The following is a 20422-nucleotide window of genomic DNA, read 5'->3' as shown; positions in this document are numbered from 1 at the left end:
ATGGGCGGCGTGGGGGCCGCCCGGCCTGGGACGGGAGTGGATGAGTCGATGGAGACTCCGGGATCGCAGTCGTCGCTGCACAGAGCAAATCTCGAACGCGTCGTACGGGCGGTACGGCTCGCCGGCTCGCTGACGCAGGCGGAGATCGCGAGGACGACCGGCCTGTCGGCGGCCACGGTCTCCAATATCGTGCGTGAACTCAAGGAGGGTGGAACCGTCGAGGTCACACCCACCTCGGCGGGTGGCCGGCGGGCCCGCGCGGTCTCGCTCAGCGGGGACGCCGGGATCGTGATCGGTGTGGACTTCGGGCACACGCATTTGCGCGTCGCGATCGGGAATCTCGCGCACCAGGTCCTCGCCGAGGAGGCCGAGCCCCTCGATGTGGACGCCTCCTCGACCCAGGGCTTCGACCGGGCGGACGAGTTGGTCAACCGTCTGATCGACGCCACGGGCGTGGACCGTACGAAGATCGCCGGCCTGGGCCTCGGTGTGCCCGGCCCGATCGATGTGGAGTCGGGGACGCTGGGCTCCACCGCCATCCTCCCGGGCTGGACCGGCACCAGACCCGCCGCCGAGATGCGCGCCCGCCTCGGGGTGCCCGTCCACGTGGACAACGACGCCAACCTCGGCGCCCTCGGTGAGCTGGTCTGGGGCAGTGGAAAGGGGGTGCGGGACCTCGCCTACATCAAGGTGTCCAGCGGCGTTGGTGCCGGACTGGTGATCGATGGCAAGATCTACAGGGGCCCGGGTGGCACTGCGGGAGAAATCGGGCATATTACTCTTGATGAGTCCGGCCCGGTCTGCCGCTGCGGCAACCGCGGCTGTCTGGAGACCTTCGCGGCGGCGCGCTATGTGCTGCCGCTCCTCCAGTCCAGCCACGGCACCGACTTGACCATGGAAGGGGTCGTACGGTTGGCGAGGGACGGGGACCCGGGCTGTCGTCGGGTGATCGCCGACGTCGGTCGTCACATCGGAAGTGGAGTCGCCAACCTTTGCAATCTGTTGAACCCGAGCCGCGTGGTCCTCGGTGGTGATCTCGCCGAAGCCGGAGAGCTGGTGCTCGGGCCCATAAGGGAGTCGGTCGGCCGGTACGCGATCCCAAGTGCCGCACGTCAACTCTCGGTGTTGCCAGGGGCGCTCGGCGGTCGTGCGGAGGTTCTCGGGGCCCTCGCGCTGGCGCTCAGCGAGATGGGTGATTCAACCCTTTTGGACGGGACCCTCTTCGGTGCCACTCCTGTCTTCACTTAGAGAACGAAATGCGCCGTTGCCAAGCCGTTAAGCATTTACTTCTTGACGTCGCACGTGTGGCCGAGTTGACTTCCAGCCACCTCGGCCGCACCGCTGCGGCCCGTGTCAGGGAGGCACAACCCAAAATGAACGCAACGATGCGTAGAGTCGTGATCGGCGCCACCGCGGTTTCGCTGGCGCTCACCGTCGCCGCCTGCGGCAAGGCCGGAGACGACAACGACTCGGACAGCGGTAGCGGCAGCGGCTCGGACAGCAAGTCCATCGGTCTGCTCCTGCCGGACACCGTCACCGCGCGCTACGAGAAGTTCGACCGGCCTTACTTCGAGGACAAGGTCAAGGAGCTGTGCTCCGACTGCACCGTCGACTACGCGAACGCCGCCGCCGACCCTGCCAAGCAGGCGCAGCAGATGAGCAGCATGGTCACCAAGGGCGTGAAGGTCATCGTGATCTCCGCCCAGGACTCCGCCGCCATCAAGTCCTCCATCCAGTCCGCGGTGGACAAGGGCGTCAAGGTCGTCGCCTACGACCGTCTCGCCCAGGGCCCGGTCTCGGCCTATGTCTCCTTCGACAACGTCAAGGTCGGCGAGCTCCAGGGCCAGGCCCTGCTCGATGCCCTCGGCGACAAGGCGACCACCAAGTCCAAGGTCGTCATGATCAACGGTGACGACGCCGACCCGAACGCCGCCCAGTTCAAGGAAGGCGCCCACAGCGTCCTCGACGGCAAGGTCGACATCGCCTACGAGCAGTCCGGCCTGTGGAAGGACACCGTCGCCGCGCAGAAGATGTCCGCCGCGATCACGCAGCTGGGCGCCAAGAACATCGCGGGCGTCTACGCCGCCAACGACGGCATGGCCGGTGGCATCGCCAACACCCTCAAGGGTGCGAAGATCAGCGTCCCGCTGACCGGTCAGGACGCCGAACTCGCCGCCATCCAGCGGATCGTCGCCGGCACCCAGTCCGCCACGGTCTACAAGGCCTACAAGCCGGAGGCCGACACCGCCGCCGAGCTCGCGGTCAACCTGCTTCAGGACAAGGACATCAAGTCCCTGGCCGACACCGAGGTGACCAGCGGTTCCGGTGACAAGGTGCCCGCCAAGCTGCTGACGCCGGTCTCCGTCACCGTCGACAACATCAACGACACCGTCGTCAAGGACGGTCTGTACAAGGTCAGCGACATCTGCACCGCCGAGTACGCCGCGGCCTGCAAGAAGGCCGGCCTGGAGTAACCGACTCCGGCCCGCACAGCCTGTCCGACGCCCGCCCCGCTCTCAGACCCCGCTTCTGGGGCGGGCGTCGGACGGAACCGCTGCCCCCGCAGCAACGGAACCGCTGCCAAGAGCAGCGATATACGCATGTTCACCTTGTAAGCCTTGTGCGTCGGCCCCACACCGACGGGGCCCGCACAATCCTCCGCGCCTGATCCCAAGCGCGGCATCCCCGCCGGTCAGGCGGCGAAGGAGATGGTTCACGTGTCCGCTACGCCCGTGCTGGCGTTGCGCGGAGTCTCCAAGCGATTCGGTGCGGTCCAGGCACTCACCGACGTCGAGCTGGAGGTCCACGCCGGAGAAGTGGTCGCCCTGGTGGGCGACAACGGCGCAGGGAAGTCGACCCTGGTCAAGACGATCGCGGGGGTTCACCCCATCGATGACGGCGTCATCGAGTGGCAGGGCAACCCGGTGAAGATCAACAAGCCGCACGACGCCCAGGGGCTCGGCGTCGCGACGGTCTACCAGGATCTCGCGCTCTGCGACAACCTCGATGTCGTGGGCAACCTCTACCTCGGCCGTGAGCTGCTGCACCGAGGCGTCATCGACGAGGTGACGATGGAGCAGAAGGCCCGCGAGCTGCTGTCGACGCTCTCCATCCGGATTCCGAGCGTCCGCATCCCGATCGCGAGCCTCTCCGGTGGTCAGCGCCAGGTCGTCGCCATCGCCCGCGCCCTGATCGGCGACCCCAAGCTGGTCATCCTCGACGAGCCGACCGCCGCGCTCGGTGTCGAGCAGACCGCGCAGGTCCTCGACCTGGTCGAGCGGCTGCGCGAGCGCGACCTCGCCGTCATCCTCATCAGCCACAACATGGCCGACGTCAAGGCGGTCGCGGACACCGTCGCCGTCCTGCGCCTGGGCAAGAACAACGGGTCCTTCTCGGTGAAGGACACCAGCCATGAAGAGATCATCGCCGCGATCACCGGTGCCACGGAGAACGCCGTGACCCGTCGCGCGGAGCGGCGCACCGCGGAGGCGTCAAAGTGAGCGACACGTCGAAGACCGTGAACGTAAGCAAGAGCGAGAAGAGTGAAGGCGTCGTCGAGGGGCAGACCACGGTCGCCCCCGCCGACGACCCGACGGCCGCGCCGGTGTCGGTCGTCGACCCCCGGCTGCTGGTCCGCGAAGAGGGCCTCAAGGGGTACGTCACCGAGTTCAAGCGCAAGGTGAAGGGCGGCGAGCTGGGCTCGCTGCCGGTCGTCATCGGACTGATCGTCATCTGGACGATCTTCCAGTTCCAGAACGACCGCTTCCTCAGCGCCGACAACCTCTCGAACATCAGCTACTTCCTGTCGGCCACCGGCATGCTCGCCATCGGCCTGGTGTTCGTGCTGCTGCTCGGCGAGATCGATCTGTCGGTGGGCTCGGTCAGCGGCCTCGCCTCCACCCTGTTCGCCGTGTTCGTGGTGAACAACGGGATGAACGCCTGGCTGTCGCTGGTCCTCGCGATCCTCACCGGTATCGCCATCGGCGCGCTGCACGGCTGGTTCTTCGCCAGGATCGGGGTACCGGCGTTCGTCGTGACCCTGGCCGGCTTCCTCGGCTGGAACGGTCTGATGCTGTGGCTGCTGGGCGACAGCGGCACGATCAACATCCCGTCCGACACCGGTCCGGTCCATCTGCTCGGCCAGAGCTCCTTCTTCATGGACCAGGCCATCATCGGCGCGTACATCCTGGCCGGCCTCGGTGTGGCGCTGACCCTCGTCGGCAACTTCAACGAGCAGCGCCGCCGCAAGGCCGCGGGGGTGCCGTTCCGGCCGACCGGCGAGATCCTGCTGCGCGTCGGCGCGCTCGCCGTGGCGTCGTTCGCCGCCGCCGCCGTGCTCAACAACTCCGCCGGTGTCTCCAACGCGCTGGTGATCTTCCTCGCGGCGCTGGTCATCGTGGACTTCGTACTGCGCCGTACGACCTACGGCCGCAAGGTCTTCGCGGTCGGCGGCGGCATCGAGGCGGCGCGCCGTGCCGGTATCAACGTGCCGATGATCCGGATCTCCGTGTTCGCCATCTCCGGTGGCTTCGCGGCGATCGGCGGTATGTTCTTCGCCGGTCAGACCGCGAGTGCGACGCTCTCCGCCGGGGGCGGTAACACTCTGATGCTGGCCATCGCCGCCGCCGTTATCGGTGGTACGTCGTTGTTCGGTGGGCGTGGGTCCGTGTGGTCGGCGCTGCTGGGCATGCTGGTCATCCAGTCGATCCAGACCGGGCTTGATCTGCTGAACATGAACACGTCGATTCAGTACATGATCACTGGGGCGGTGCTTTTGGGGGCGGTTGTCATCGACTCCGTCTCCCGGAAGAGTCAGAAGGCCGCTGGGCGCGCCTAGTCGCCGTAGGAGGTGCGATTCGGATTGCGGGTGCCGGTCGGTTGTGGCTGGTCGCGCAGTTCCCCGCGCCCCTTCAGGGCGGGCTGCACTGGCCCCCTGTCAGATGAGTGCTCGGCATCGGATGCGATGCCGGGCGCTTCTCTTTTGGGGTGTGCCCGGCGTTGGCTGTGAGGCGGGAACATTAGACTTCGTCGAGCCCGGAAACGCTCGGAACGCACTACCGCAAGGAGGCACGGGTGCCGTTGCTGACCCGCATCAGGGGACCGCGTGATCTGGACCGGCTCAGCCTGGAGGAGTTGGAGCAGCTCGCGGAGGAGATCCGGACCTTCCTCGTGGAGGCCGTGTCCAAGACCGGCGGTCACCTCGGACCGAACCTCGGCGTGGTCGAGCTGACCATCGCGCTGCACCGGGTCTTCGACTCCCCGAAGGACAAGGTGCTGTGGGACACAGGCCACCAGTCCTATGTGCACAAGCTGCTGACCGGCCGCCAGGACTTCTCCAAGCTGAAGCAGAAGGGCGGCCTGTCCGGCTACCCCTCGCAGGCCGAGTCCGAGCACGACGTCATCGAGAACAGCCACGCGTCCACGGTCCTGGGGTGGGCCGACGGGCTCGCCAAAGCCAGCCAGGTGCTCAAACGCGACGACCATGTCGTCGCCGTCATCGGTGACGGTGCCCTCACCGGCGGTATGGCCTGGGAGGCGCTGAACAACATCGCCGAGGCCACGGACCGCCCGCTGGTCATCGTTGTCAACGACAACGAGCGGTCGTACGCGCCGACCATCGGCGGGCTCGCCAACCACCTGGCCACACTGCGGACCACCGACGGCTACGAGCGCTTCCTCGCCCGCACCAAGGACATCCTCGACCGCACCCCCGTCGTCGGCAAGCCGCTCTTCGACACCCTGCACGGGGCGAAGAAGGGGCTGAAGGACTTCATCGCCCCGCAGGGCATGTTCGAGGACCTCGGCCTGAAGTACGTCGGGCCGATCGACGGGCACGACATCGAGGCGCTGGAGTCGGCGCTGTCCCGGGCCAAGCGGTTCGGCGGGCCGGTCATCGTGCACTGCCTCACCGAGAAGGGCCGCGGCTACCAGCCCGCCCTCCAGGACGAGGCGGACCGCTTCCACGGCATCGGCCCCATCCACCCCGACACCGGACTGCCCGTCAAGGCATCCGGCGCCGACTGGACCTCCGTCTTCGGCGACGAGATGGTCAAGCTCGGTCATGAGCGCGGGGACATCGTCGCCATCACGGCGGCCATGCTCCAGCCGGTCGGCCTGAAGAAGTTCGCGGACACCTTCCCGGACCGGATCTACGACGTCGGTATCGCCGAGCAGCACGGTGCCGTGAGCGCGGCGGGCCTCGCCACGGGTGGTCTGCATCCTGTGTTCGCCGTGTATGCCACATTCCTCAATCGTGCCTTCGACCAGGTGCTGATGGATGTCGCCCTCCACAAGTGCGGTGTGACCTTCGTACTGGACCGGGCCGGGGTCACCGGTACCGACGGCGCCTCGCACAACGGCATGTGGGACATGTCGATCCTCCAGGTCGTCCCCGGGCTCCGGCTCGCCGCGCCGCGTGACGCCGACCAGGTGCGGGCGCAGCTGCGGGAGGCCGTGGAGGTCAAGGACGCGCCGACCGTGGTCCGTTTCTCCAAGGGCGCCGTCGGCCCCGCCGTACCCGCCGTGGGCCGCGTCGGCGGTATGGACGTCCTGCGCGAGCCGGGCACGGACACCCCGGATGTGCTCCTCGTCTCCGTCGGTGCCCTCGCGCCGATGTGCCTGGAGATCGCCGATCTGCTCGACAAGCAGGGCATCACCACCACCGTCGTCGACCCCCGCTGGGTCAAGCCCGTCGACGAGCACATGGCCCCCCTCGCCGAGAAGCACCGCGTGGTCGTGACCGTCGAGGACAACTCCCGGGTCGGCGGCGTCGGTTCGGCGATCGCACAGGCCCTCCGTGACGCGGGCGTCGACCTCCCGCTGCGCGACTTCGGCATCCCGCCGCGCTTCCTCGACCACGCCTCCCGCGCCGAGGTCCTCGCCGAGATCGGGCTCACCGCCCCCGACATCGCCCGCCAGGTCACCGGTCTCGTCTCCAAGCTCGACGGCCGCTTCGACGACACCCCGTCCGAGGCGGAGCCCGCGCGCGACTGACGCCGGGTCGGCGCGACTGACGTACGGGTAAGGCCGAATGGGCCGGTTCCGCCACCGTAAAGGGTGGTGAAACCGGCCCATTCGCATGAAAACGCTCGTGTTCCGGCATACGGGCCATACCTCCTCTCGATCATGTCGAGGACGACAAGCGCGGGAGGTACGCCTGTGAGCAGCACACTCTTCAGGACGAAGAAGGTCGAGCAGTCCATCCTCGACACCGAGGAACCGGAACACGCGCTCAAGAAATCCCTGTCCGCGCTGGATCTGACGGTCTTCGGTGTCGGTGTCATCATCGGCACCGGCATCTTCGTCCTCACCGGGACGGTCGCCAAGAACAACGCCGGGCCCGCGGTGGCCCTGGCGTTCGTCACGGCCGGTTTCGTCTGTGCGCTGGCCGCGCTCTGCTACGCCGAGTTCGCCTCCACGGTCCCGGTCGCCGGGTCCGCGTACACGTTCTCGTACGCCTCCCTCGGTGAGCTGCCCGCCTGGATCATCGGGTGGGACCTGGTGCTGGAGTTCGCGCTGGGGACGGCGGTGGTGGCCGTCGGCTGGTCGGGGTACATCCAGTCGCTGATGGACAACGCGGGCTGGGAGATGCCCGACGCCCTGGGCAGCCGGGAGGGCGCGGGGGAGTTCGGGTTCGACATCCTCGCGGCCGCGCTGGTCCTCGTCCTCACCTTCATCCTCGTCCTCGGAATGAAGCTGTCCGCGCGGATCACCTCGCTCGTCGTCGCCGTGAAGGTGGTCGTCGTCCTGACCGTGATCATCGCGGGCGCCTTCTTCATCGACGGCGACAACTACGACCCGTTCATCCCGAAGGCCCAGGAGGTGCCGGCCGGGGAGAGCCTCCAAGCGCCGCTGATCCAGCTGATGTTCGGCTGGGCGCCCTCCAACTTCGGGGTGATGGGTATCTTCACCGCCGCCTCGGTGGTGTTCTTCGCCTTCATCGGCTTCGACGTCGTCGCCACCGCCGCCGAGGAGACCCGCAACCCGCAGCGCGACATGCCGCGCGGCATCCTCGGCTCACTCTTCATCTGCACCACGCTGTACGTCGCCGTGTCGATCGTCGTCACGGGGATGCAGCACTACACCGAGCTGTCCGTCGACGCCCCGCTCGCCGACGCCTTCAAGGACACCGGGCATCCCTGGTTCGCGGGCTTCATCAGCTTCGGCGCGGCGGTCGGGCTGACGACGGTGTGCATGATCCTGCTGCTCGGTCAGACCCGGGTCTTCTTCGCGATGAGCCGCGACGGGCTGCTGCCGCGCTTCTTCTCCCATGTCCACCCGAGGTTCAAGACCCCGCACCGGCCGACCGTCCTGCTCGGTGTGATCATCGCGATCCTCGCCGGTTTCACCCCGCTGACCGAACTCGCGGCCCTGGTGAACATCGGCACCCTGTTCGCGTTCGTGGTCGTGGCGATCGGTGTGATCATCCTCCGCAGGACCCGCCCCGATCTGCACCGCGCCTTCCGCACCCCCTGGGTCCCGGTCATCCCGATCCTCTCGGTCGCCGCCTCCCTCTGGCTGATGATCAACCTCCCCGCCGAGACCTGGGTCCGCTTCGCCGTCTGGATGGTCGCCGGGTTCATCATCTACTTCCTCTACAGCAAGTCCCACAGCCGACTGGCCAGGGGCGAGGAGACGACCGTGGGGGATGTGCTGAAGGGGGAGGACGGGGGCCGACAGGGATAGACCCGGGGCCTCTATCCCCGTACCGCTCTCGGGCCCAGCACCTCCGCGCCCAACTCCGTGACCCGGCGCCGCAGTTCGCGGTCGGCGGTGACGACCGCGCAGGGGCGGTCGCCGCGTTCGGCGGTCAGCTCGACGATGTGGTCGTCGCCGCTGCCCGGCGCGGACTCCACCCGCACCCCGGGGACGGACTCCACACCACGGGCCGCGCCCTCGACGACCAGGACGAGTTCCACCGGCTCGTCCCGGCCGGGCACCCCGTCCCGGGCGAGCCGGTCCCGGAGGCGTTCGGCCGCGCCGCGCCGGTCGCGCCACCAGCCGTCCGGTACGGAGCCGACGACATTGGCGCCGTCGACGATCACGAGGAGTGCGTCGGTCATGGGGGACAGGGTCGCATGCCGGGCCGAGGGCGCCGTACAGTCCTGATTGCGACACATGATCGATGACGAGGGCGGCAGTGGGGGATTTCGGGGGAGGGGCGACCGAAGGCGCGCGCCGTGCCGCACTCGACCATGTGCTGGGACTCATCGCCGGGGCCCCGTGGAGCGAGACCCTGGTCCTGCGCGGGAGCATGGTCATGCCCGCGTGGGCCGGGAGCCGGGCACGTGACCCCGCCGACCTGGATTTCGTGGTCGTACCGGAACTGAACACCCCCGTCGATCCGCTCCAGCCCTACCCCTACGTGGACCGCGTCGACCTCGTCCAGCACTGGCCCGAAGCCCTCGACGGCGCGGCCCGGTACGAGATCTGGTCCGACGCCGAGGAGGAGTGCGAGACAAGAGGGCTGCGACCGCGTACTCCCCCGGACGGGCTGCGCTGGGACAGCGAACCCGATCCGGCGGACTCCATGCCCTCGTACGACGAACTGCTCGAACTGGTGCGCAGGCGGCCGGAGGTGGCACCGGGAGTGGTCCTCGATCCGGACGCCGCCCGCCAGGACCGCGGCTGGGGGTACTCCTACGGCGGGGACGAAACCGGAGGGGACGGAGCCGGCGGGGTCCGGATGCTCATCCCCTGGCGGGTCGAGGGAGGGCCCGGCGGCGAGGTCCAGCTCGACTTCGCCCTGGACGAGAGGCTTCCGCATCCCCCGGTGTGGAACCTGGTGCCCCGCGCGGACGGCGGCGCACCGTCGGTCGTACGGACGGCGAGCCGGGAACTGTCCCTGGCCTGGAAACTGCTGTGGCTGTACGCCGACGCCGCGTCCGACGACGGACCCCGGTGCAAGGACCTGTACGACGCCGTCCTGCTGGCGGAGGACAGCCGCACCCGGCTCTCACCGCGACTCCTGCGGAAGGTGGTCCGCGGCTCCCTCTCGGGTACCGCACCGGACGGCTTCAGCCTGGACGCGGTCCGGTGCGACGAAGCGGACTGGACGGCGTTCCGTGCCGATCATCACACGGTGCGGGGAACCGCGAAGGACTGGCTCCAGCGCCTCACCACGGCTCTCGCACCCGCCGTCACTCGGGGTTGGTAAAACGTTCACCCTATGATGTACGCGCTCGGCCTTCCGCGTACATGTGCGAGAAGGCGGCCGGAGAGCCGCGCCGAGCATCATGGAAAGGGCAGGTCACGTCATGGGGACCAGATCCGGGCGCGTCGCTGCCCAGAAGGCGGCGGCCAACACCTCGGTGAACGGCGGGGGCGAGCGGCACTCGGCCGTCTCGACGCTCGCCGGTTCCTGGCTCGTCCTCGGCAAGGACGGCAGGCTCACGGCGTACGCGCGCGGCGGCGAGGGTCTGCTGCGCTGGACGCAGACCCGGGCCGGGGGTGAGCAGTGGACCGGGCCGGAGGTCTTCCCCGCGCCCCATCTGACCCACCTCCACATCGTCCAGGGCGCCGACACCTATGTGCACTTCCTCGGCCGGCGGGAGATCCCCAAGGGCGACGGCCCGCCCGCCGTGGACATCGTGCACGCCATCCAGTACCAGACCGGCAGGCCGGTCAGTGAGTGGCGTTCGCTGGGCAACCCGCACAAGGACGCGGTGAAGGCCGCGCGCCTCGGGGTGCCGACCGGCGGGGTCAGCGCGGACGGCACCGTCCATGTCTTCGCGCGCAACGCCGGTGGCGGTGTGATGCTCCGCCGGGAACTGCCCAGCGGCAAGTGGGGGCCGTGGACCGACCTCAAGGGCAGCCTGGCGCAGGAACCCATGGCCGTGGTCAGCCATGCCTCCGGCCATGTCGAGGCGATGGTCGGCGGCCAGAACCTCGTCATGCGCTGGACCCAGGACAAGCCCGGTGCGGACTTCCGTCAGGCGCCCACCATTCCGGTCGCGGTGGTCGGCGGCAGTGTGGTGGGGCTGGAGACGGCGCCCGGCCGGGCCACGTACTACTGGGCCGACCCGGCGACCGGAGGTCTTGTCGCCCATCGGCCGGGGGGCTGGGTGATTCCGCTCGGCGGAGCGCCGGCGGAGGACCCCGTCGCGGTGCTGCGGGTGCCGTTGGACGGGTACGACTGCACGGTGCTGGCCCATCGGGACCTTGAGGGGCAGGTCATGCTGGCCGCGTGCGGTACGGAGAACGAGCAGGCGGGGCTCTGGTGGTCGCCGACCGGGGAGCGGGGGCTTGGCGCCCCCGCGCTCGTTGCGGATGGGTACGGGCGGGTGGTGCTCGGGGTGATCGGGGGGGATGGGGGGTTGTACGTGGCTCGGCAGAATGACGAGGGTGGGTTGGCGTTGACGCCTTCGGTTCGGGTTTGACGGCGGTTGCGTACTGTTCGCTTACGCGTCTGCCATGTGAGGTGGGATGGCGGGTGCGGGTAATACGTGGCTGGTCGCGCAGTTCCCCGCGCCCCTTGAATGTGCCCGGCGGCTACGAGGCGCCCCTGGACCCGACGACGCGAGGCGCGCCCCCCTTGCCCGAGCGCGCCCCACACAGATGTCCGCCACCCGTCAGCCCGTCGTGCCCCCCGTTGCCGGGGACTTCTTCGCCGATTCCGGGATTTCCTTGTCCTGGCGTAGGGCCTTCCACAGGGTGCTCGCCTGCGGCTCCGCCGCCACCACCCGGTTCGGGTCGGTCTTGTCGTACTCGACCGGGAGCATGATCGTTTCCATGGTGGCGGGGTCGACGCCGTTCATGCTCTGGGCGAAGTCGGCGAGTGCGGTGAGGGAGTCGAGGTCGGAGTCGGTGGTGAGGGACTCCGTGAGGCTGTCGGCGATCTTGTAGGCCTTGGTCGGGCTGCCCAGCAGGTCCTGCTTCTTGATCTCGCTCAGCAGGGCGATCATGAACTGCTGCTGGAGGCCGATACGGCCTAGGTCGCTGCCGTCGCCGACGCCGTGCCGGGTGCGGACGAAGGCCAGGGACTGGGTGCCGTCGAGTCTGTGGGTGCCCGCTTCGAGGTCGAGGCCGCTGGACTCGTCGTGGATGGCCTCGTCGACGGTGACGGTCACGCCGCCGATCGCGTCGACCAGGCCCTTGAAGCCGGCGAAGTCGATCTCCATGAAGTGGTCCATGCGGACCCCGGACATCTGCTCCACGGTCTTGACGACGCAGGCCGGGCCCGCCGCCGAGTAGACCGAGTTGAACATCACACGCTTGGCGGAGGCGAGCGTGGTGCCGTCCGCCTTGGTGCATTCGGGCCGGGTCACCAGGGTGTCGCGGGGGATGCTGATCGCGACGGCCTCGGTGCGGCCCTCGGGTATGTGCATCACCAGCGCGGTGTCGGAGCGGGCGCCGGAGACATTGCCGGTGCCGAGGTCGGCGTTGGCGCCGGAGCGCGAGTCGGAGCCGAGGACCAGGATGTTCTGACCGGAGGTCGGCAGCTTCTCGGGGCGGTCGTCGCCGATCGCCTTGTCGAGGTCGACGCCGTCGATGTTGCCGTTCAGATCGCTGTAGAGCCAGTAGCCGGTGCCCCCGGCGGCCAGCAGGACCACGACGAGACCCAGCAGCACCCAGCGCCACACCCGGCGCCCCCGCTCCGGCTTCGCCCGGCGGCTCGACGGCGCACGCCTGGATCTCGGGGTCTGTTCCGGCTCCGTCAGGGCGTGCGTCATGCGCCTCGGTGTCCTCTCGTTGCGTGGCTCGGTGTCGGGAGTACGACCCGATACCGGGAGTACGACTGGGGAGGGCACGAGTGGGGGGAGAGGTCCGGGCCCGCGCGACTGCCCCGAGTGTTCGAGAAGTCGCAATGTGTCCGAACTATAGACCGAGCCCCGGAGGGGTTCGGAGGCGCCTGGTTCATTCGCCCGTTACCGGGAGTTCGTTGGCGATGACACTCGCTATGTGTTTTCTGTCATTTTTGCCTGCTGTTGACAGTTGGCCGATTACCTCGTGATGATGTGCCAGACCTGTGCAAGGTTAAAGTTTTTATGTGAAGAAAGCCGACAAGGTCGTCGGTGAGCAAGTGGTCACGGTTCGAGCCGGGGGGCACGAAGGCGAGTGACCAGTACGGGGGCTCTCCCGTCATCGGCGTCCTGCCGTGGCGGGAAGGAAGAGGGGTTGGCTGTGGCGCTGATTGGTTCGGCCCGTGAGGGGCAGCGCGCATGACAACCGTGTCCGAGCCCCCCGTCCAACGGGCTGTGGGCGGTTCCAGCCATCCCCGACCGGCCTCCACGGTCGTCGCACCGCCGCAATCCGGCCACACGCCCAACCCCGCGGTCGCCGCCGAGCGCGGAGACGTGTACGTCGAGCCCGAGCTGACCCCGCTGGCGGCCCGCGAGGCCAACCGCAACGCGCTCACCTCCCTCCTGGACTCCGCCGGCGTCCCGTACTTCGCCGTACGCGGCACCTCCGACCACGGCACCGTCGTCGCCGTCGCCGAACAGGACCGCGAGCGGGTCCTCGGCGCGGTCTTCCGGGGCCTCGGCCAGTACCCCGGCCACCTCAGCGTGATCGACCCGGACGCGCCCCGGCCCGCCCGCCCCGTCTCCTCCCGCGACCCCAAGGCCTGGCGCGGGGTCAACACGGCACGGGTGCTCCAGGTCAGCTGGTACCGCACCGACCCCGGCCGGCATCTGCTGCTCGGCCACGAGTACGGGTGCGCCGTCGAGTTCTGGCAGCCGCACGGCGACCATCTGGTCGCGCCCCGCGCCAACCGGGCCACCTGGGCGGTCGGCGCGAACGGCGTGAACGTCTACGGCGCCGCCAGGCTCTTCAGCCGGTTCGTGTCGGACTGGACCCCGCAAGCCCTCGCGCCCGCGCTGGCCACCCGGCCGGAGTTCCTGGTCAACTGCGCCGACGACATCGACTTCCCCGTCGACGCCGTCTACACCTGGGTCGACGGCAACGACCCCGCCTGGCAGCGGCGCAAGGCGCAGGCCAAGGGTGAGGTGTACCACGCGGAGTCGGCGAGCGACGCCCGCTTCATCAGCCGGGACGAACTGCGCTACTCGGTGCGGTCGCTGCATCTGTTCGCGCCCTGGATTCGCAACATCTACATCGTCACCGACGACCAGGTCCCCGACTGGCTGCGCGAGGACCTCCCCGGGATGCGCATCGCCACCCACCGCGAGATCTTCCACAACCCGGCCGACCTGCCGACGTTCAACTCCCACTCGATCGAGAGCCAGCTCCACCACATCGAGGGCCTCGCCGAGCACTTCCTGTACTTCAACGACGACATGTTCATGGGCCGCCCGGTCGCCCCGCACGCCTTCTTCACCCCGACCGGCACCGCCCGCTACTTCCCCTCCCGCAACCGCATCCCGCAGGGCCCGGTCGTCGAGACCGACACCCCGGTCGACGCGGCCTGCAAGAACAACCGCGCCCTTCTGCTGGATCGATTCGGCAAGGTCATCACCCAGCCCATGGAGCACATCCCCTACGCCCTGCGCCGCTCGGCGATGGAGGAGGCCGAGCGGGACTTCCCCGAGGCGTGGGCGCGTACGTCGGCCAGTCGCTTCCGCGCGATGACGGACCTCTCGCCGACGTCTTCTTTCGCGCTCTACTACGCGGCGCTCACCGGGCGCGGACAGCCCGGCTCGATGCCCTTCACCTATCTGCAGCTCGCGGTGCCCGACCTCGCCGACCGGCTGCAACGGCTGCTCGACGGCAGGAACCAGGACACCTTCTGCCTCAACGACGCCTTCTCCACACCGGAGGACATCGAGGCCCAGCAGGAGCTGCTGGACGGCTTCCTCAACGCGTACTTCCCCACCCCGAGCCCGTACGAGCGATGAACGGTCCCCACCAGGGCCGCTCGACCGAAGAGCGGTCGACCGAAGAGCGGCTCTCCCACCCGATCAATGGCCCCTACAAGAGATGAAACGGAGTTCATGACGTGTCGGACCCGACGTCGTTGAGCTCCGCGGCCCACGTCTACAAGCGCCTCGTCCCCCAGCCGGTGCGTACGGTCGCCGCGACCACCGTTCCCGGCCGGGTGCGCCGCAAGGTCAAGCGCTCGCTCGCCGCCGCCCTCGGCCGCCGCGAGGCCCGGCTGCACCGGCGTGCCCTGCGGCGGGTGCGCAAGACGGAGTTCGGGCACTCCGAGCGCCGGACCAAGGCGCACGACGGCCGGATCGGTCACGTCCACTCCGGGCTGACCGTCGACCTCGCCCGGCGCCTCGACCACAACCTCGTCACCCACGCCCTCGACGCCGCCGACATCCCGTGGTTCGCCGTGCCCGCCCTCGACGACCGGCGGATCTGCCTCGCCGTGGAGCAGCGGGACAAGGGCGCGGTCCGCAGGGCGCTACGCGCGTTGTTGGAGGAGCACACCGGCTACGTGGTGTCCGTCTCGCCCGCGAACAGCGACACGAAGGACATTCCCGGCAGCCATGTGAAGGCGTGGAAGCACTTCGGCAAGGCCCGGGTGATCCGGCTGACCTGGCTGCGCACCGACCCCACCGAGAACCTGTGGGTCGGCGAGGACCAGGGTGTCGAGATCGAGTTCTGGACCGTCAACACCGATCTGCCCCAGGAGCGGGTCATCGGCCCCCGCCCCAACCGGGTCCAGCGGGCCGCGCCCAGCGACGCCCTCGGCATCGAGATCGGCCTCGACCGGCTCTCCGGCTACCTCGACATCGACGGCGCGATGGAGCCGACGGTCACGCTGGAGAACTTCGACATCGCGAGGCTGGAGGAGATCACCTTCCCGGTCGACGCGGTCCTGCTCCACCAGTACGCCACGCCCTGGGGCGAGGAGTTGCTGCGCGCCGCGCTGCGGTCGCTGCATCAGTACGCGCCCTGGGTCGATGTCGTCCATGTGGTCGCGCAGGCCCCCGTACCGGCCTGGCTCCGGGCGGACGAGCGGCTCAGCGTCGTCCCCGCCCGTCCGGGGGCGGAATGGCGGCTGCATCAACTGCCCGACGTCGCCGACCACTTCCTGCTGCTGCGACCGGGGGCTCTGCTCGGCCGGCCCGTCCGGGCGTTCGACTACTTCACCCCGCACGGAGTGACCCGGCCCCGCCGCGGCCCGTGGTCGGCGCAGGAGTCCTTCGCGCCCTGGACGCGGGCCGCCTACGCGGCGACCGGGCGGGTCACCGCGCACGGCTGGGCGGAGGGCCCGCAGCCGTACAGCTGCGAGATCTTCGCGCGACTCGCCGAGTCGGGCACCGCGCCCGTGCCCCCGGTGGACACGCAGTCGGCCCCCGCCGTCTTCGGCACGCACCCCATGGACGGGCTGCTCCACCACTTCGGCACGGTCTCCGGGCTCGCCGACCCCTCCGGTGAGGCCACCGTCGTACTGCACGCGGCACACCCCGGTGTCGCGAACCATCTGGAGCGGCTGCTGGTCCGCAGGGACAGCCAGCAGTTCCAGTTCGTCGGACTGGGCGCCCCGAGGGCCCTCGGCGGGCGCGGCACCGAGGCCGTCCTGAACTTCCTGCGCCGCTACTACCCCGTGCCCAGCGTCTTCGAGCAGCCGGACGCCGAGAGGGCGGACGAGCGGTCGGACAAGGGGTCGGGCGGACGGTCGGACAGACGTTCGGACGAACAGTCGTGAGCGTAGGAAACCCCGAGGCATCCGCCCTGGTCGGGGCGTATCGCAGCCTTGTCCCCACGGGCCTGCGCCGCCGTATCGCACGCCGTGTACCGCTGCGTCTGCGCATGTCGCTCAAGGGACTCCTGCGCCACCTCCAGTCGTTCACCCTGGGCTCCCGGCTGCTGCGCACGGCCCGCGCCCGTCGCCGCTGGCCGCAGCTGTTCGGCGAGGGCGAGCGGCTCGCCGCGCTCGCCGGACGCGGGGAGCGGATCGCCCTCGTACGGCCCACGGTGTCACCGCTCGGGCTGCGCGAGGCCAACCTCGAACTGGTGGTGACCCTGCTGGAGCAGGCGGGCGTCGACTACTTCGCGATCCGCGGCGAGTCCGACTTCCGCTCCTGCCTCGCCATCGCCGAGACCGACCGGGACCGCGTCCGCGAGGTCCTGGACCGCTGCTCCGACAGCGGGCCCGTCTACGTCAGCGCCTGCCGGGGCGAGGCCGCCGTCGGCCGTACCGCGCTGTGCGGCTCCAAGGCCGGGCGGCGCATCGCGGGGGACGCCCGGGTGCTGCGGGTCGGCATGGTGTGGAGCGACCCGGCGGGTTCGCTGGTGCTGGGCCTGGAGCACGGCTGCGACATCGAGTTCTGGCGTCCGGAGGAGGGCCGCCTGGTCGCGCCCCGCCCCAACCGGGTCACCGAGGACGTCTCCGTCACCGAGCCCCGCGTCACCGTCCCCGTCAGCCGGCTCACCGGCTTCGCCGCCCTGCACACCCGCCGCACCCGCTCGGTGCGCACCATCGCGCCCTGCGCCGAGCCGCTGCCGGAGGACGTGCGCTTCCCCGTCGACGTCGTCTACACCTGGGTCGACGGCAACGACCCCGCCTGGCAGCACCGGCGGGCCGCCTACGGGCACTCCGGCTATCACACCGAGTCCGCGAACGCCGCCCGCTACATCAGCCGCGACGAACTGCGCTACTCGCTGCGCGCACTGGAGCAGAACGCCCCCTGGGTCCGCCACATCTACGTCGTCACCGACCGGCAGCGCCCGTCCTGGCTCGTCGACCGGCACCCCCGCATCACCGTCGTCGACCACTCCGAGATCTTCGACGACCCGAGCGCCCTGCCCACCTTCAACTCCCACGCCATCGAGAGCCGACTGCACCACATCCCCGGCCTCGCCGAGCACTTCCTCTACTTCAACGACGACATGTTCCTGGGCGGCCCCGTCACCCCGCAGACGTTCTTCCTGTCCAACGGCATGACCCGTACGTTCCTCTCGCCCTCCCAGGTCCCCCGCTGGGAGCGCACCCTCGGGGACCGCCCGGTCGACGCGGCCGGCAAGAACAACCGCCGGCTGCTGCTGGACAACTTCGGCTCGGCCATCGTGCAGAAGATCCGGCACGCCCCGTACGCCCTGCGCCGCAGCGTCCTCGCGGAGATCGAGCGGGACTTCGCCGACGCGCACCGGGCGACCTCGCACAGCCGGTTCCGCAGCGCCGACGACATCTCGATCCCGTCGTCGCTGTACCACTACTACGCCTACTTCACCGGCCGCGCCGTCCCGTCCGACATCGGCTTCGCCTATCTCGACCTGGCCAGACCCGAGATCCAGCGGCGGCTCGGCATCCTGCTGGCCCGCCGTGACCGGCAGGCGTTCTGCATCAACGACACCCTCTCCGACGGCTATGACGTCGACCGCCAGACGGCGATGCTGCGCCGCTTCCTGGACGCCTACTACCCCGTGCCCAGTCCCTTCGAGCGGAAGGAGCGTGAGGTCCGGTGAAGATCTCCTTCCTGATCAACAACATCTACGGCATCGGGGGCACCAACCGCACGGTCATCAACCTCGCCGAGGCCCTCGCCGGCCGGCACGAGGTGGAGATCGTGTCGGTCTTCCGGCGGACGACGGCCACCAAGTTCGAGATCTCGCCGAGGGTGACCGTGCGTGCGCTCGTGGACCTGCGGCCCGGGTCGAGCGACCGGGGGGCCGCCGGGAGCGACGAGCCCAGCGAAGTGGTGCCGCGGCAGGAGGAGTTCTACGCGCAGTACAGCCGCTTCACCGACCAGCGCATCATCCGTGAGCTGAGGAAGACGGACGCCGATGTCGTCGTCGGCACCCGGCCCAGCCTCAACCTCTTCGTCGCCGCCCACACCCGCGACGGCGCCCTGCGCGTGGCCCAGGAGCACATGACCCACCTGGCCATCCCGCCCGCCGTCCGCGCCGAGATGGCCCGCGTCTACCCGCGCCTCGACGGCATCACCACGGTCACCGAGGCCGACGCCCGCTCCTTCATGGAGAACACGCCGATCCCGGGCCTCGAAGTCGTCGGCATCCCCAACAGCGTGCCCCAGCCCGTCGTACCGCCCTCCGACTGCACCCACAAGGTCGTCGTCAGCGCCGGGCGGATGCACCACATCAAGCGGTACGACCTGCTGATCCGCGCCTTCGGCATGCTCGCCGAGGAGTTCCCCGACTGGCAGCTGCGCATCTACGGCGACGGCGGCGAGGCCGGCAAACTCCGCGCCCTGATCACCGAACTGGGCCTCGCGGGCCGGGCGTTGCTCATGGGCGGCTTCTCACCGATCGAGTCGGAGTGGGCCAAGGGCTCGATCGCGGCGGTCACGTCCAGCGCCGAGTCCTTCGGCATGACCCTGGTCGAGGCCATGCGCTGCGGGCTCCCGGTGGTCTCCACCGACTGCCCGGTGGGCCCCCGCGAGATCCTGTCCGACGGCGAGGACGGCCTCCTCGTGACCAACGGCGACGTCGACGCCATCGCCTGGGGGCTACGGCGCCTGATGGCCGACGACGCCCTGCGCCAGGCCATGGGCACCGCCGCCCTGCGCAACGCCTCCCGGTACGACCCATCCGCCGTCGCCGCCCGCTACATCGAGCTGTTCGAGGCCGGGGCCCGCCGTCGCGCGGCCAGGGCCAAGGGGTACAAGGCGCCCGCCGGGTCCCGGAAGGCCGACGCGGCCCCCGCCGTCGTCCCCCCGACCTCGCTGGGCGCGGCCACCGTGGATGTGACGGCGGACGACGCGGGCTGGCTGCGGTTCTCCGCCGACGGGCCCGGCGAGGGCCGCCACCGCTGGCAGTTCGTGCTCCGCCACAAGCCCTCCGACGGCGACCGCCTCCCCGACCTCCCGCTGCGCACCGTACGCAAGCCCCTCGACAACGGCGGCACCCGCTACACGGCCGCCATCACCCCCGGCGCGCTCGACGAACTCGGCGACGGCCGCTGGCAGGTCACCATGCGTGCCCCCAAGACCGGCGCCGTCCATATGAAGGCCGGCATCCGCGACACCCGCGCCCTCATCGACGCCCGCGACCGGCTGATCGCCCGCCCCCCGACCGGCTCGGTCGGCTGGAACCTCCCCTACGCGCAACCCAACGGCCGCCTCATGCTCCGTACCGTGCTCCGCCAGGACCACGCCGAGTGCGTGCGCGTGGAGGTCACCGACACCGGGATCGCGATCGAAGGCGTGCTGTGCGGCAAACGGCTGCTGCGGCCGGGCGCGCTCTTCGTCGTCAGCCGACGCGGCCGCCACTCGGCCAACTTCACCGTGCCCGTCCAGCTGCTGGGCAGCCGCCGCTTCCGGGCCGAGGCGCCCGTACGCCGGGTCGTCGACCACCGCCTGGAGCGCTGGGAGGACTGGGACTGGTGGCTCCAGCCCGACCCGGCGGACCGGAGCAAGATCCGCGTCTGTCATCTGCTGGAGGACTTCCCCGACGTCAAGGGCGCGTACGCCTACCCACCCGTGCCGCTGGTGGGCGACGAACCCTCCGAGTACGCCGTGATCCACCCGGCCCGCCCGGTGTGGGTACGGCCGTACTGCTCGGCCTCGGGCGCCATGGCCATGAACGTCGTCGATCGCTAGGACCAGTTGAC

Annotated in this window: 14 protein-coding genes; 12 read left to right on the top strand and 2 right to left on the bottom strand. The window is 69.8% G+C overall.

The features are described from left to right. Positions 1-48: 48 nt before the first annotated feature. The 6 genes from ACWD4G_RS15090 (at position 49) to ACWD4G_RS15065 (ending at position 8685) form a co-directional block, all read left to right on the top strand. Complete coding sequence (locus ACWD4G_RS15090) at positions 49-1248, top strand: ROK family transcriptional regulator (RefSeq protein WP_451293283.1); 1200 nt, start codon at positions 49-51, stop codon at positions 1246-1248. Between the two features lie 137 nt (positions 1249-1385). Then, positions 1386-2474 (top strand): sugar ABC transporter substrate-binding protein, encoded by a 1089-nt coding sequence (locus tag ACWD4G_RS15085; RefSeq protein ID WP_451293281.1) that lies wholly within the window; start codon positions 1386-1388, stop codon positions 2472-2474. A 234-nt stretch (positions 2475-2708) separates the two neighbouring features. Then, a complete protein-coding gene (locus ACWD4G_RS15080) occupies positions 2709-3500 on the top strand; it encodes an ATP-binding cassette domain-containing protein (RefSeq protein ID WP_451293279.1) in 792 nt (263 codons plus the stop codon). Continuing rightward, positions 3497-4837: a sugar ABC transporter permease gene (locus ACWD4G_RS15075; protein WP_451293277.1), complete on the top strand. Its 1341-nt coding sequence runs from the start codon at positions 3497-3499 to the stop codon at positions 4835-4837. The genes ACWD4G_RS15080 and ACWD4G_RS15075 overlap by 4 nt, the downstream gene beginning before the upstream one ends. Before the next feature lie 236 nt (positions 4838-5073). Continuing rightward, positions 5074-6993: a 1-deoxy-D-xylulose-5-phosphate synthase gene (gene dxs, locus ACWD4G_RS15070; protein WP_451293275.1), complete on the top strand. Its 1920-nt coding sequence runs from the start codon at positions 5074-5076 to the stop codon at positions 6991-6993. A 165-nt stretch (positions 6994-7158) separates the two neighbouring features. Next, on the top strand, positions 7159-8685 hold the full coding sequence (locus ACWD4G_RS15065; RefSeq protein WP_451293273.1) for an amino acid permease: 1527 nt from the start codon (positions 7159-7161) through the stop codon (positions 8683-8685). An 11-nt stretch (positions 8686-8696) separates the two neighbouring features. Here the strand turns inward: ACWD4G_RS15065 and ACWD4G_RS15060 are convergent, their stop codons facing one another. Further along, the gene (locus ACWD4G_RS15060; protein ID WP_451293271.1) at positions 8697-9062 is read right to left on the bottom strand and encodes an NTP pyrophosphohydrolase; all 366 of its coding nucleotides are present in this window, start codon (positions 9060-9062) and stop codon (positions 8697-8699) included. Between the two features lie 62 nt (positions 9063-9124). Here ACWD4G_RS15060 and ACWD4G_RS15055 point away from each other — a divergent pair, with 62 nt between their 5' ends. Next, entirely contained in the window at positions 9125-10156 is a 1032-nt protein-coding gene (locus ACWD4G_RS15055) for a nucleotidyl transferase AbiEii/AbiGii toxin family protein (RefSeq protein WP_451293269.1), read from the top strand. Between the two features lie 100 nt (positions 10157-10256). After that, complete coding sequence (locus tag ACWD4G_RS15050; protein WP_451293267.1) at positions 10257-11378, top strand: hypothetical protein; 1122 nt, start codon at positions 10257-10259, stop codon at positions 11376-11378. Positions 11379-11570: 192 nt separating this feature from the next. On the opposite strand, the gene ACWD4G_RS15045 is transcribed toward ACWD4G_RS15050, so the two are convergent. Next, the gene (locus ACWD4G_RS15045) at positions 11571-12671 is read right to left on the bottom strand and encodes an LCP family protein (protein WP_451293265.1); all 1101 of its coding nucleotides are present in this window, start codon (positions 12669-12671) and stop codon (positions 11571-11573) included. A 489-nt stretch (positions 12672-13160) separates the two neighbouring features. Between ACWD4G_RS15045 and ACWD4G_RS15040 the strand changes: the two genes are divergently transcribed. From ACWD4G_RS15040 to ACWD4G_RS15025, 4 genes are all read left to right on the top strand, one after another. Beyond that, entirely contained in the window at positions 13161-14795 is a 1635-nt protein-coding gene (locus ACWD4G_RS15040) for a stealth family protein (protein ID WP_451293263.1), read from the top strand. Between the two features lie 101 nt (positions 14796-14896). Continuing rightward, positions 14897-16558 carry a sugar phosphotransferase gene (locus ACWD4G_RS15035; RefSeq protein WP_451293261.1) on the top strand — a complete coding sequence of 554 codons (1662 nt, stop codon included), beginning with the start codon at positions 14897-14899 and terminating at the stop codon, positions 16556-16558. Further along, positions 16555-18318, top strand: coding sequence for a stealth family protein (locus ACWD4G_RS15030; protein ID WP_451293259.1), 1764 nt, complete (start codon positions 16555-16557; stop codon positions 18316-18318). Before ACWD4G_RS15035 ends, ACWD4G_RS15030 begins: the two co-directional genes overlap by 4 nt. Beyond that, positions 18315-20411, top strand: a complete 2097-nt coding sequence (locus ACWD4G_RS15025; protein ID WP_451293257.1) for a glycosyltransferase family 4 protein — start codon at positions 18315-18317, stop codon at positions 20409-20411. Before ACWD4G_RS15030 ends, ACWD4G_RS15025 begins: the two co-directional genes overlap by 4 nt. Positions 20412-20422: the final 11 nt, after the last annotated feature.

The sequence above is a fragment of the Streptomyces sp. NPDC002643 genome, from assembly GCF_053592555.1.
The sequence above is the reverse complement of the archived record's forward strand: the minus strand, read 5'-3'. Positions and strand labels throughout refer to the sequence as shown.